We start from the raw sequence: 12,485 nt of genomic DNA, 5'->3' as shown, positions 1-12,485 counted from the left end.
GCGGCCCTTTGGCCGCCCTCCGCGGCCCTGTGGCCGCGCTCCGCGGCCCCGTGGGGCCTCAGGACTGGAACAGCGCGACGCGCAGGTCCTGGGCCTCGTAGATGCGCTTGCCGTCGGCCTCGACCGTGCCGTCGGCGATGCCGAGGACGAGCTTGCCCTGCCGCACGCGCTTGAGGTCGACATTGTAGACGAGTTTGCTGACGCTGGGCAGCACCTGATCGGTGAACTTCACCTCGCCGACGCCGAGCGCCCGGCCGCGGCCCGGCGCCCCGAGCCAGCCGAGATGGAAGCCGACGAGCTGCCAGAGGGCGTCGAGGCCAAGGCAGCCCGGCATCACCGGATCGCCCTTGAAGTGGCAGCCGAAGAACCAGAGGTCCGGCCGGATGTCGAACTCGGCCCGGACATGGCCCTTGCCGTGGGCGCCCCCCTCGGTGCCGATCGAGGTGATGCGGTCGAACATCAGCATCGGGGGCAGGGGCAGTTGCGCGTTGCCGGCCCCGAACAGCTCGCCGCGCCCGCAGGCCAGCAGGTCCTCGTAGCTGTAGCGCGATGCCCGGGCGGGGGCTTGCGGGGCGGTCTGGTCGGAGTCGGAGGGCATGAAGTCGGGTCGGTCCTCGGCTTGAGGGGGATGCGGGCCGCGCGGGGTCGCCGATCGGCCGGCCGCACCGCGGGGCAAAACCGCGGCCTCGTTAGCACAGGGGGCAAGCGCCATCAAAGCCGGGCCCTCCCGGGCCCCTCGGATCCGGCCGCGCCGGAGGGGCCGGTCGGGGCGCCGCGCCGCCTTCTCCGCTTTGAAATTGCATTTCTGATCTCCGGGCTGCATGCGTGGCGCCGTGGCCGCGCCGGATCCGGGCGCGGCCGAGCGACCGACAGCCCCGCGGGAGTTCCTGGCCCTGACCGCGCGATCCTCCATCCCGGCATCCTCGCCCTCCGCCAAGGGAGTCGCTTCGCCGCCCGCCGCGGGGTCGCGGGCCCGCCGGGACCTCGCCACCGGGATCGGCCTCGGCTTCGTGGCCGGCTTCGTCGACGCGGCGGGCTTCGTCGCCCTGTTCGGCCTGTTCACCTCGCACGTGACCGGGAACTTCGTGCTGATCGGGGCGGAGCTGGTCTCGACCTCGAGCGGGGTCATCGCCAAGCTCCTGGCCCTGCCGGCCTTCGTGATCGCGGTGGCGGCGACGCGCCTGATCGCCCTGGCGCTGGAGCGGCGGGGCATCGCCCCCTTGCGCTGGCTCCTCGGCCTGCAGGCGCTGCTCCTCGGGCTGTTCTGCGGCGTCGGCCTCGCGCTGACGCCGCTGCGCGCGGCGGACGGGCTCGACGCGATCGTGGTCGGCATGCTCGGGGTCGCCGCGATGGGCGTCCAGAACGCCATCGCGCGGCTCTCCCTGGCGCATCTCGCCGCCACCACGGTGATGACCGTGAACGTGACCCAGGCGGTGATCGACGCCGTGGACGTGCTGCGCCTCGGGGCGGCCCCGGGCGGAGCGGGGGCGGCCGCGCGCGGGCGGCTCGGCCGCATGCTTCCGGCGGTGGCGGCCTTCGCGGCCGGGGCCGTCGCGGGCGCCTTCGGGGTGGCGGCCCTGTCCTTCGGCTGCCTCGCCCTGCCGATCGCGGTGCTCGCCGGGCTGATCCCCCTCGCCGCCAGGGAGACGTGACCCGGGAGACCTGACCCGGGAGACCTGACCCGGGAGACCTGACCCGGGAGACCTGACCCGGGAGGCTGAGCGACGGGCCGGGGCTCAGCCCTCGCCGCCGCGCGCCGCCTTCCCGGCCGCGTTGCCCTCGTCGTCGGGCCTCTCCCAGCCCCGGCGCCAGAGGTCGTGCTCGGCGCTCCCCGGCGGGTGCGGGTTGGCGTCGGCGGGGTCGCCCCGGTCCCGGGCGTGGCGGCCATCCTCACGGACGGAGGCGGGCGAGGTGTCGGTGCGCGTCACGCGGGTCTCCTCCTGGGTCGGACGCGGGACGCCGCGGCAGGGCTTGGGTTGCGGCAGGGCTTGGTTTGCGGCAGGGCTTGGGTTGCAGCAGGGCGGCGCGTCCAATATACTACGTCCCAAATTCCCGTCCGTTCGCGAGCGTTCAGTCCCGCCGATGTCAGATCTGGTGCCCCTGCAGGCCGTCCTCAACGCGCGGTCCTCCTCCCTCCCGGGCGAGGCCGCCGGGGCTGCCGGCCGCCGCGGCTGTCCCCTCTCCGACCTGCGGGACCGCCTGCGCCGCGCGGGCCTGCGCCCGACGCGCCAGCGCCTCTCCCTCGGCTGGCTCCTGTTCGGGCGCGGCGACCGCCACCTGACGGCGGAGATGCTCTACGACGAGGCCATGCGCGCCAAGGTGCCGGTCTCCCTCGCGACCGTCTACAACACCCTGCACCAGTTCACGGAAGCCGGTCTGCTGCGCCAGCTCGCCCTCGACGGGTCGAAGGCCTATTTCGACACCAACCCCAGCGAGCACCACCACTTCTACCTCGAGGACGAGGGTCAGGTGCTGGACATGCCCGATTGCGGCATCACGGTGGATTCGCTGCCCGAGGCGCCCCCCGGCATGGAGATCGCCGGCGTCGAGGTCATCGTGCGCCTGCGCCGCCGCGGCGGCAACCGCCAGGCCTGATCTGCACCAGACGTCGATATCGCGGCGAGAAGGCCCGGTCGCGAGACCGGGCCTTCTCGCGTTCAGTCGACCCTCTCGTTCGGGTAGACGCCCCAGAGCCGGTCCTGGCGGATGTAGCCGTCGACGTCACCGCGCTTGCCCGGCAGGGCCACGATCAGCCGGCACCAGCTGCCGGTGCAGCTCTTGACGCTGCCGAGCACGCCGGCCTGGAGGCGCGCCTCGTCCTCGGCGCCCTCGTCGGCGCGGGCCCGCAGGGAGATCGGCGCGGCCTTGTCGGCCCCCTTCGGGGCGATCACGATGGCGGTGCGCCGCCCCGACAGGAGCGAGTGCAGCACCCAGCCCTCCGTGCCCTCCGAATCCCGGATCCGGCGCCAGGTCTCGAACTCCGCCACGATCTCGACGGGCAGGCCCGCGCGCTGGAACACCCAGAGGGTGCGGTGGTCCTTCGAGGGACCCTCGCGCAGGTTCACCCGGTCGGTCTTGAGGCTGGCATAGCGCGGCAGGGGCAGCTTGGTGACGGGGCCGACCGCCACGTCCGGGAGCGGCGCCGGGGCGGCCGATGCCGGGGCGCCGGAGCTTGCCAGGGCCGCGAGCGCGGCGAGACCGACCACGAGACCTGCCGTCCGGCGCATCGTATCCCTCCTCATCCCGCACGACCGAATCACGGCCGGCGCATCGGCCCTCGGCGTCGCGCCGCGCGGATCCCCGGGCTCGCCGGGACCTGAAACCCACCCAGCGCCGAAACCCACCGAGAATCGAAACCCACCGAGAATCGAAACCCACATTGTGTTCCGCCCCCTCTCTGGTAGAGAGGCCGGAGGCCCGTTCTCGGATGGGCGCGGCGCCGTCCGGACTTGTCTGGCGGAAGCTGGTTAACGGAGCCTGAAACCGACCCGCCGCCCGGTCCGCCGGCCGACGGACGGGGGCAGGCCCCGCGATGCGGCCGTGCCGGACGCCAGATGCGGCCGTGCCGGGCGCCAGAAGCTCAATCGCCGGCGGGGGAGGGGTCATGTCGTCGTTGAAGCGCAAGCCGCTCGTTGTGGTGACGCGGCGCCTGCCGGACGCGGTCGAGACGCGCATGCGCGAGCTCTTCGACACGCGGCTCAACCACGACGACAAGCCGCTCTCGCAGGAGGCCATGGCCGCGGCGATGCGCGAGGCCGACGTGCTGGTGCCCACCGTCACCGACGAGATCGATTCCGGCCTCCTCGCCCAGGCCGGCCCGAACCTGCGGCTGATCGCGAATTTCGGCAACGGGGTCGACCACATCGATGTCGGGGTGGCCCTGGAGCGCGGCATCACGGTCACCAACACGCCGGGCGTGCTGACCGAGGACACCGCCGACATGACCATGGCGCTGATCCTGGCGGTGGCCCGCCGGGTCACCGAGGGCGCCCGCATCATCCCGGACGACGACTGGAGCACGGGCTGGTCGCCGACCTGGATGCTCGGCCGCCGCATCACCGGCAAGCGCCTCGGCATCGTCGGCATGGGCCGGATCGGCCAGGCGCTCGCCCGCCGCGCCAAGGCCTTCGGCCTGCAGATCCACTATCACAACCGCCGCCGGGTGCCGGCCCCGATCGAGAACAACCTCGACGCGACCTACTGGGAATCCCTCGACCAGATGCTGGCGCGGGTCGACATCGTGTCGGTGAACTGCCCGCACACCCCCGCCACCTACCACCTGCTCTCGGCCCGCCGCCTCAAGCTCCTGAAGCCCGAGGCGATCGTGGTGAACACCGCCCGCGGCGAGGTGATCGACGAGAACGCCCTCGCCCGCCTGATCGAGGCCGGCGAGATCTCGGCGGCCGGCCTCGACGTGTTCGAGCAGGAGCCGGCGGTGAGCCCCCGCCTCGTCAAGCTCGCCCGCAACGGCAAGGTCGTGCTCCTGCCCCATATGGGCTCGGCCACGTTCGAGAGCCGCGTCGACATGGGCGAGAAGGTCATCATCAACATCAAGACCTTCATGGACGGCCACCGCCCGCCGGACCGGATCCTGCCGAGCATGCTCTGAGGCCGGACCGGGGCGCAGGAGGACGACGCGATGCGGCCCGACACCGAGACCCCTTTACCCGAGAGCCCCGCACGCAGGTCCGCCGCCCCCCTGGCCCACGCGGTCTTCGACGTCGCCGCGGCGGTGGCCGGGCTGCCCGAGACCTCCGACACGATGGTGGCCGACCACCGCTTCACCGAGGACGCGGCGGCGAGCGCCCGGGTGTTCCGGGTCTACCGGCCGACGCCGCCCCACACCCATGCGAGCTGCGACGAGTACCTCTACGTGCTCTCCGGCCGCTGCCGCATGCGGTTCGGCGACGACGCGCCGGTGGAGGTCGGGGCCGGCAAGCTCGTGGTGTTCAAGCGCGGCGTCGTCCATTCCGTGCCGGAGATCCTGGAGGAGCCGGTGGTGTTCCTCTCCGTCGACACGCCCCGGCGCGAGCCCCGCGACATCCGCTTCGTCACCGAGGGCACCGGCACGCCGGACAGCTTCATGCGCCAGGAGCCGTGAGGGTCCCTCAGAGCATCCCGGTCCCGGCGGGCACCCGCCCCTGACCTGCAACCTGACCTGCACCCTGCCCCGGACCTTGCCGGCGCGCGCTCTGGAACAGCCGCTCGCTGGTGAGCTTCAGGAAGTAGAAGCCGAATTCGGGGTTCTGGTAGTAGAGCTGCCTCACCTCCGAATAGGCGATGCAGCGGGCGCTGCCATCCGCCACGCAGACGAGGGAGCCGGTGCGGAGGTTCCCGGGCGAGAGCATGCCGAGCTCCCCCACGATGGCGCCGGGCCCGACCGCGATCGCGTGCTCCGGGATGCGGAACAGCCCGCTCTCGACGTAGAACAGCTCGGTCGCCGGCTCGCCCTCGCGGAACAGGGTCTCGCCGGCCCGGAAGCGGCGCCCCTGCCCGAAGGGCTTCAGCCAGTCGAGCGACAGGTCCCCGTCCGCCGCCCGCTCCGCGTCCCGGACGAGGCGTACCATCTGGTAGAGCCGGAAGGCGTTGAAGGGGATCTGGATCGCCTCGGTCAGCACCACCGGCATGCTGCCGATCAGGAACCCGTAGGTGATCACCGCCACGCTCGCCATCAGGGCGACGATGCGCAGGGGGATCATGGTGCTCATGGCCGAGGCCGCGACGGTCAGCACCGTGCCGAGATAGCCGATCGCCTCGATCCCGTTCATGCCGCGTGCTCCCACCCGCGCCGCCGCGCCGCTGCCCGGGAGGCGTGGCATCCCGGGCCCCGCGCCGCAAGGCCCGGGGGCGGCGGCTCAGAGCGCGTCCGCGGCCGCGTCGGCCGCCCGGGTCCCCTCCTCGTAGGCGCCCCCGGCCGTGCCCCATTGCAGGCGCGACAGGGCCTCGCCGGCGAACCAGATCCGCCCGCCGACGGGGGCCTGCAGGGCCTGGCGCGCCCCCGCATGGCCCGGCGGCACCACCGCCCAGGAGCCCCGCGACCAGGGGTCGCCGCGCCATTCGCTGACGGCGGGAATCGCGAGGTCGTGCAGGCGGGCATGGCCGAAATGCTCGGCCAGCACCGCCCGCACGAAGCGCCGCACCGCGTCCGCCCCGCCGCCCCGGGCGTCGATCGCGGCGGCCGAGGGCGCGTCGAGCTCGAAGTAGTGGAAGGGCGTGCCGTCGAGCCGCGCCAGCAGGCCGGGCGGGTGGTGGCGCCCGCCCACGATGCTGGCGAGCCGGTCGGCGCCCCGGAACGGACTCGACGGCCAGTGCAGCACCGCGTGCTCGTAGATGCCGGTGCGGAAGCCGTCGATCGCCGCCCGGGTCCCGGGCGGCAGGGCCGGCGCGAAGGCGACCGCCTCGCGCAGCACCATCACGGGCAGCGTCACGATCGCGCTCCGGGCCTCGATCGTCCGGCCCGCCCCGGTCTCGACCCGCACCCCCGGCCCCGACCAGTCGATCCGCGTGACGGGGCTGCCGAGGGCGATCGGCAGGGCGTCGGCGAGGCGGCCGAGATACGCGCCGTAGCCGCCCGCCATGAAGAAGTTGTCGCCGTATTCCATGCTGGGGAAGTCGTGGAGCGAGACCTCCCGCAGGGGCAGCCCCGAGACGAGGCCGTGGACCAGCGCCACCCGCGCCCCCCAGGGGCCGAGGCTCGGCGGCAGCGCGCCCGCGGCCGGCCGGTCCGGGCCGGCCTCCGCGGCACCCGCCGTCATGGCGCGGTCGGCCAGCGCGAAGGCGCGGGCGGAGGCCGCGGCCTCGTCCGGGCGCCCGGGCCGGCGCCCGACCCAGACATGGCTCTCCTGCGCGGCCCGGCGCAGGGGCTCGCCCCGGGCCCGGCCGAGCCGGACCAGGGGGTTGATCGGGCCCGCATGCAGCCAATGCGCCCCGAGATCGACCGCGTGCCCGCGCAGCAGCGTGGTGACGGCGCGGCCCCCGACCCGGTCGCGGGCCTCCAGCACCGCGACGCTGCGGCCCCGCGCGACGAGGCGCCGCGCCGCCGCGATCCCGGCCGCCCCCGCCCCGATCACCACGACGTCGGGATCGGCGGGCAGGGGGGCGAGGCGGGGCCGGTGGCTCGGGCGGTGGTGGGCGTGCGCGGGCGGCGTTGGCATTCTCGGTTCCTGTCGGGGGCTCTTGTCACGGTCCGGCGGGGCGCGGGGCCGGCATCGGCGGCTCGACCCCCGGGCGGGGTCGGCCCCGGACGATCCGGCGCGCAGATCGGGCTTGCGCGAGGGGGTCGGCCTCCTCTTTAACCCTGCGGGGCATCAGCGGAGAGGACCATCATGCTCATCCAAGCGGCCTTCGCCGCCCTGCGGCAGGTGTTCTCGCCGCCGCTCCGCGCCATCCTGTGGAAGTCGCTGGCGCTCACCGTCGGGCTCCTGGTGCTGATCTGGTTCGGGCTGACGCGCCTGATCCAGTGGTTCCAGGCGAGCCACCACATCTCGGCGGATTACCCGTTCCTCGACACGCTGGCGTATTTCCTGGCCGGGGCCGGGCTGTTCGTGGCCCTCGCCTACATCATGCCGGCGGTGTCGATCCTGGTGGCGAGCTTCTTCCTCGACGACGCGGCCGAGATCGTCGAGCGCACCGACTTCCCGGGGGAGCCCCCCGGCCGGGCGCTGCCCTTCGGGCCGGCCATGTTCTACGCCCTCCGCTTCGCCGGCCTCGCGCTCCTCGTCAACCTCGCGGCCCTGATCCTGTTCTTCGTGCCGGTGGTGGGCGTCGTGGCCTTCTTCGCCGCCAACGCCTACCTCCTCAGCCGGGAATATTTCGAGATGGCCGCGGCCCGGTTCCGGCCGCTCCCCGAGGCCGCGGCGATGCGCAAGCATTACGGGGCGACCACGATCGCGGCGGGCTGCCTGCTGGCCGGCCTGATGGTGGTGCCGGTGGTCAACCTGCTGACGCCGCTCTTCGGCATCGCCCTGATGGTGCATCTGCACAAGGGCCTGAGCCGGCGCGGCGCCCTGCCGGCGCCGGCCCGGCCCGAGCGGATCCGCTGAGCGGCTAGCGCCGGCTGCCCCAGCGGGTGCCCATCTGGCTCGGCTTGGCGGCGTCCGGCCCGATGGCGGGGCCGCTGGCCCGGCCCGGGCGGTGCTGCGAGCCGGGATCGAGGGGCGCGTGCGTGAGGGTGTCGGGGATCTCGGCCTGGCTCTCCGTGCCGCGCCCGGTGGCGAACTGGCCGGCCTTGCGGAAGCGCCAGAGGTAGCCCGGCACCACCGCCTCGGCGGCGGTCGGGAGGATGCCGAGCGCCTCGAAGCTGCGCCCCTCGGCCTTGGCGGCCTCCGAGACCACGTTGTCGGTCTGGAGCAGGATCACCTGGTCGCGGGTCAGCTTCAGCTCGTCCGGCAACAGGCCGAGGGTCAGGGTGTTGGCGATCTCCATGATCCGGGCCTGGATCTTGGCGGCCGGGAGCGGCAGCGCCACCACGGCGCGGCGGCGCTGCACCGTCTCCAGCATGTAGCGGACGAGGTGCTCCAGGGTGGATATCTCGGGGCCGCCGAGCTCGTAGACCTTGCCGGCCGGCACCCGCCCCTCGACCGCGCGGGCGATCGCCTCGGCGACGTCGCCGACGAAGACGGGCTGGAAGCGGGTCTCGGCGCCGGCGAGCGGCAGCACCGGCAGGGCGCGCGCGAGGCTCGCGAAGCGGTTGAAGAAGCTGTCGCCCGGGCCGAACACCAGGGAGGGCCGGAACACGATCGCGTCCGGGCAGGCGGCGAAGACCTGCCCCTCGCCCTCCGCCTTGGTGCGCGCGTAGGCCGAGGCCGAGTCCGGGTCGGCGCCGATGGCCGACACCTGGATCATCGCCGCCCCGGCCCGCGCCGCCTGCCGGGCGATCTCGCCGGCGCCGTCGGCCTGGAGCCTGGAGAAGCTCTGCGCGCCGGCCTCCTGCAGGATGCCCACGAGGTTGATCACCACGCTCGAGCCCTCGACCGCGCGGGCGACCGAGTCCGGGTAGCGCAGGTTCGCCTGCACGGCCACGATCTGCCCGACCTTGCCCAGCGGCTGCAGGAACAGGGCGAGGTCGGGCCGGCGCACCGCGACGCGGATGCGATAGCCGCGCTTGGCCAGCGCCCGCACCACGTGGCGGCCGAGGAAGCCGGACCCGCCGAAGATGGTGACGAGCTGCGAGGCGGGGCGGGTCAGGGGCAGGGTGTCGAAGCCGGTCATCGCCTGTTCTCGATACGCGTCCGACCGTGCGCGGGCGCCCGGTCCTGTCGAGGGGCTGTTTAGACCAATTTCCGCCAATGGGGAGCCGCCCGCCGCGGGGAAAAGCGACGGAGGCCGCGAAGTGTGCGGGAGAGGCCTGTGCGGGCGTATCCGATCGATCGTGCGGGGCCGCTCCGGGCTCCCCCGGGCAGCTCCGGGAGGATTGCGCACACATGCGAACGCGCCCAGCTGTCGCGCCGCGCCCCCTCTCCCGTGCGGGAGAGGGTTGGGGTGAGGGAGGCGCGTTGTCCGGATGCGTCGCACCCCTCACCCGGTGCGCGTGCCGCGCACTCGACCTCTCCCGGACGGGAGAGGTGGGCGCACGCCGGTCACGCCAGGTCGTCGTTCCGGAAGGGCGGTCGAACCCGAGATGACGCGGCGACATCCGGGCTGGCCCGGGTGTCGCGCCGCGCCCCCTCTCCCGGGCGGGAGAGGTTTGCCCGCGGAGCGGGCCGGGGTGAGGGAGCGCGCTGTCCGGAGAGGTCGCACCCCTCACCTGTTCCGCTATCGCGGATTCGACCACTCCCGGACGGGAGAGGTGGGGCGCGCCTCCGTTCGCGCCAGACCGTCGTTTCGGGCCCCGCGGGCCGCGGGTCAGATCTCGACCGCCCGGGAGCCGACCTCCGTGGGGTCGAAGGCCACGCTCTTGATGACGGCGAAGACGGGGAGGCCCGGGGCGAGGCCAAGCGCCAGGACGGAGGCGCCGGTGAGGCGGGCGGCGAGCGTGACCCCGTTGCAGTCGATCTCGACCATCACGGCGGGCCCGCGCGCGTCGAGGGCGGCGATCCGGCCCGGCAGCACGTTGCGGGCACTGAGCCCGGCCGGGGCCTGGGTGGCGACCAGCACGTCGCGGGCGGGAACCCGGACCCGCACCCGGGCCCCGGGCGGCCGGGCGAGGTGGGGCACCACCAGGGGGCCGGCCGCGCCCGAGAGATGCGTCAGGCCGCCCGCGGGGTCCTGCGCGGCGACGACCATGTCGAGGAGGGCGCCGGCCTCGCCCGCATGGGCCGGCAGGAGGTCGGCCCGGCGCAGGATCAGGCCGGCGGGGCCCGCGGCGGCGACCCGGCCCTCCTCCAGCACCACCACGGTGCCGGCGAGGCGCGCCACCTCCGCCACCGCGTGGCTGACATAGACGATCGGCACCCCGGCCTCGTCGCGCAGGCGCTCGATATAGGGCAGGATCTCGGCCTTGCGGGCCTCGTCGAGGGCGGCCAGGGGCTCGTCCATCAGGAGGAGCCGGGGCTTGGCGAGGAGGGCCCGGCCGATCGCGACCCGCTGGCGCTCGCCCCCCGAGAGACCCGCCGGCCGGCGCTCCAGGAGATGCCCGATGCCGAGCATCTCCACCACCGTTCCGGTGGACACCGCCGGGCCGGGGCGCCGGCGCGCGAAGAAGCGGCCGTAGCCGAGATTGCCCCGGACGGTGAGGTGGGGCAGGAGGCGCGCCTCCTGGAACACCGTTGCGATGCGGCGCCGGTGCACCGGCACGTCGATGCCGCGCGCCGTGTCGAGCAGGACCTCGTCGCCGATCGCGATGCGGCCGCGATCCGGCCGGCCGAGCCCCGCCATCAGGCCGATGACGCTGGTCTTGCCCGAGCCCGAGCGGCCGAACAGGGCGGTGAGCCCCGGCCCCGTCGTGAAGGCGACGTCGAGGGAGAAGGCGCCGAGGCGCCGCGCCAGGGAGACGGCGACGCCGTCGGCGGCGACGCTCACGCGGCGAGCCGGCGGCCGACGCGGCGCGCGAGCCATTCGGAGGCGAGGAGCGCCCCCATCGAGAGCCCCACCGAGATGAGCGTCAGGCGCAGCGCGCCCCCCTCCCCGCCCGGCACCTGCGTCAGGGTGTAGATCGCCGAGGGCAGGGTCTGGGTCTCGCCGGGGATGTTCGACACGAAGGTGATGGTGGCGCCGAACTCCCCCATCGCCTTGGCGAAGGCCAGCACCGCCCCGGCCAGGATCCCGGGCAGGCTGAGGGGCAGCGTCACCGTGAGGAAGACCGCGAGCGGCGGCGCCCCGAGGGAGGCGGCGGCCTGCTCCAGGCCCCGGTCCACCGCCTCGATCGAGAGGCGCATGGCCCGCACCATCAGGGGGAAGCCCATCACCGCGCAGGCGAGGGCCGCGCCGGTCCAGCGGAAGGCGAAGACGATGCCGATCTCGGAAAGCCAGCCCCCGAGGATGCCCTTGCGCCCGAAGGCGAGGAGCAGGAGGTAGCCGGTCACCACCGGGGGCAGGATCAGCGGCAGGTGCACCAGCCCGTCGAGGAGGGCGCGGCCCGGGAAGTCCCGCCGCGCCAGCAGCCACGCCACCGCCAGCCCCGGCAGGAGGCTCGCGAGCATCCCCACGCTCGCCACCCGGAGGCTCAGGGCGACGGCGGTCCACTCGTCGGGGGTGAGGCCGGGCACGGCGCGGCTCGGGACGGCGCGGATCGGGGCCGGGCGGTCAGAACTTCTCGCCCGCCCCGCCCAGCACCGTGAAGCCCTGGCGCTCGAAGAAGGGCCGGGCGGCCGGGCTCTTCAGGTAGCTCAGGAAGGCGGCGGCCTCGGGGTTGCGCGACTCCCCGGTGAGCGCCACCGGGTAGACGATCGGCGGGTGGCTCTCGGCCGGGAAGGTCGCGACGACGCGCACGCCCGGGTCCGAGGCGGCGTCGGTGGCGTAGACGATGCCCAGCGGCGCCTCGCCCCGCGCCACCAGCAGGAGCGCGGCGCGCACGTTCTCGGCCTGGGCGAGCCGGTCCTTGACCCCGTCCCAGGCGCCGAGGGCCTGGAGCGCGGCCTTGCCGTACTTGCCGGCCGGCACCGCCTCGACGTTGCCGACCGCGAGGCGGCCCTCGCCCAGGGCCGCGGCGAGGTCCAGGCCGGGCTTGAGGTCGAGGCGCACGGCCGAGTCCTTCGGGGCCACCACCACGAGGCCGTTGCGCAACAGGTTGCTGCGGCTGCCGGGCCGGAGGCTGCCGGCCTTCTCGGCGTAATCCATCCAGGCGAGGTCGGCGGACATGAAGACGTCGGCGGGCGCCCCCGCCTCGATCTGCTTGGCGAGCGCGTTCGAGGCCGCGTAGGAGACCCGGGCGCTGTGCCCGGTCTCCCGGGCCCAGGCCGCGGCGGCATCGTCCACCGCGTTCTTGAGGCTCGCGGCGGCGAAGACCACGACGGGCGTCTCCGCGCGGGCCGCCGGCATGCCGAGCAGGAGCGCGAGCGCGCCCGCGAGCCAGAACCGTCGCGTCGATATCATGGGCCGAGCCTCGT

14 protein-coding genes are annotated in these 12,485 nt (G+C 74.4%); 5 read left to right on the top strand and 9 right to left on the bottom strand.

What is annotated here, in order from left to right:
- Positions 1 to 58 precede the first annotated feature (58 nt).
- Positions 59 to 598, bottom strand: a complete 540-nt coding sequence (fabA, locus tag F6X51_RS16920) for a 3-hydroxyacyl-[acyl-carrier-protein] dehydratase FabA (protein ID WP_150964855.1) — start codon at positions 596 to 598, stop codon at positions 59 to 61.
- 223 nt (positions 599 to 821) lie between these two features.
- Here fabA and F6X51_RS16915 point away from each other — a divergent pair, with 223 nt between their 5' ends.
- Positions 822 to 1,652 (top strand): YoaK family protein, encoded by an 831-nt coding sequence (locus F6X51_RS16915; RefSeq protein WP_150964854.1) that lies wholly within the window; start codon positions 822 to 824, stop codon positions 1,650 to 1,652.
- A gap of 84 nt (positions 1,653 to 1,736) precedes the next feature.
- On the opposite strand, the gene F6X51_RS16910 is transcribed toward F6X51_RS16915, so the two are convergent.
- Positions 1,737 to 1,928 carry a ribosome modulation factor gene (locus F6X51_RS16910; protein WP_150964853.1) on the bottom strand — a complete coding sequence of 64 codons (192 nt, stop codon included), beginning with the start codon at positions 1,926 to 1,928 and terminating at the stop codon, positions 1,737 to 1,739.
- Positions 1,929 to 2,082: 154 nt separating this feature from the next.
- On the opposite strand from F6X51_RS16910, the gene irr reads away from it, so the two are divergent.
- A complete protein-coding gene (gene irr, locus F6X51_RS16905) occupies positions 2,083 to 2,595 on the top strand; it encodes a Fur family transcriptional regulator Irr (RefSeq protein ID WP_150964852.1) in 513 nt (170 codons plus the stop codon).
- A 62-nt stretch (positions 2,596 to 2,657) separates the two neighbouring features.
- Here the strand turns inward: irr and F6X51_RS16900 are convergent, their stop codons facing one another.
- A complete protein-coding gene (locus tag F6X51_RS16900) occupies positions 2,658 to 3,227 on the bottom strand; it encodes an SH3 domain-containing protein (protein WP_150964851.1) in 570 nt (189 codons plus the stop codon).
- A gap of 377 nt (positions 3,228 to 3,604) precedes the next feature.
- On the opposite strand from F6X51_RS16900, the gene F6X51_RS16895 reads away from it, so the two are divergent.
- Together F6X51_RS16895 and F6X51_RS16890 are read left to right on the top strand one after the other, a co-directional pair.
- Entirely contained in the window at positions 3,605 to 4,609 is a 1,005-nt protein-coding gene (locus F6X51_RS16895) for a 2-hydroxyacid dehydrogenase (RefSeq protein ID WP_150964850.1), read from the top strand.
- A 30-nt stretch (positions 4,610 to 4,639) separates the two neighbouring features.
- The gene (locus F6X51_RS16890) at positions 4,640 to 5,101 is read left to right on the top strand and encodes a cupin domain-containing protein (protein ID WP_150964849.1); all 462 of its coding nucleotides are present in this window, start codon (positions 4,640 to 4,642) and stop codon (positions 5,099 to 5,101) included.
- Between the two features lie 7 nt (positions 5,102 to 5,108).
- Here the strand turns inward: F6X51_RS16890 and F6X51_RS16885 are convergent, their stop codons facing one another.
- Both F6X51_RS16885 and F6X51_RS16880 read right to left on the bottom strand, forming a co-directional pair.
- Positions 5,109 to 5,768 carry a Crp/Fnr family transcriptional regulator gene (locus F6X51_RS16885; protein WP_150964848.1) on the bottom strand — a complete coding sequence of 220 codons (660 nt, stop codon included), beginning with the start codon at positions 5,766 to 5,768 and terminating at the stop codon, positions 5,109 to 5,111.
- An 87-nt stretch (positions 5,769 to 5,855) separates the two neighbouring features.
- Positions 5,856 to 7,154 carry a flavin monoamine oxidase family protein gene (locus F6X51_RS16880; RefSeq protein WP_150964847.1) on the bottom strand — a complete coding sequence of 433 codons (1,299 nt, stop codon included), beginning with the start codon at positions 7,152 to 7,154 and terminating at the stop codon, positions 5,856 to 5,858.
- A 171-nt stretch (positions 7,155 to 7,325) separates the two neighbouring features.
- Between F6X51_RS16880 and F6X51_RS16875 the strand changes: the two genes are divergently transcribed.
- Positions 7,326 to 8,042, top strand: coding sequence for a sulfate transporter family protein (locus F6X51_RS16875; protein WP_150964846.1), 717 nt, complete (start codon positions 7,326 to 7,328; stop codon positions 8,040 to 8,042).
- Between the two features lie 4 nt (positions 8,043 to 8,046).
- Here the strand turns inward: F6X51_RS16875 and F6X51_RS16870 are convergent, their stop codons facing one another.
- From F6X51_RS16870 to modA, 4 genes are all read right to left on the bottom strand, one after another.
- Positions 8,047 to 9,210: a complex I NDUFA9 subunit family protein gene (locus F6X51_RS16870; RefSeq protein ID WP_150964845.1), complete on the bottom strand. Its 1,164-nt coding sequence runs from the start codon at positions 9,208 to 9,210 to the stop codon at positions 8,047 to 8,049.
- A gap of 633 nt (positions 9,211 to 9,843) precedes the next feature.
- Complete coding sequence (gene modC, locus F6X51_RS16865; protein ID WP_150964844.1) at positions 9,844 to 10,995, bottom strand: molybdenum ABC transporter ATP-binding protein; 1,152 nt, start codon at positions 10,993 to 10,995, stop codon at positions 9,844 to 9,846.
- On the bottom strand, positions 10,956 to 11,645 hold the full coding sequence (modB, locus tag F6X51_RS16860; RefSeq protein ID WP_150964843.1) for a molybdate ABC transporter permease subunit: 690 nt from the start codon (positions 11,643 to 11,645) through the stop codon (positions 10,956 to 10,958). The genes modC and modB overlap by 40 nt, the downstream gene beginning before the upstream one ends.
- Positions 11,646 to 11,682: 37 nt before the next feature.
- A complete protein-coding gene (modA, locus tag F6X51_RS16855) occupies positions 11,683 to 12,471 on the bottom strand; it encodes a molybdate ABC transporter substrate-binding protein (protein WP_150964842.1) in 789 nt (262 codons plus the stop codon).
- Between the last annotated feature and the right edge of the window lie 14 nt (positions 12,472 to 12,485).

The sequence above is a fragment of the Methylobacterium planeticum genome (assembly GCF_008806345.1).
GTDB lineage: Bacteria > Pseudomonadota > Alphaproteobacteria > Rhizobiales > Beijerinckiaceae > Methylobacterium > Methylobacterium planeticum.
The sequence above is the reverse complement of the archived record's forward strand: the minus strand, read 5'-3'. Positions and strand labels throughout refer to the sequence as shown.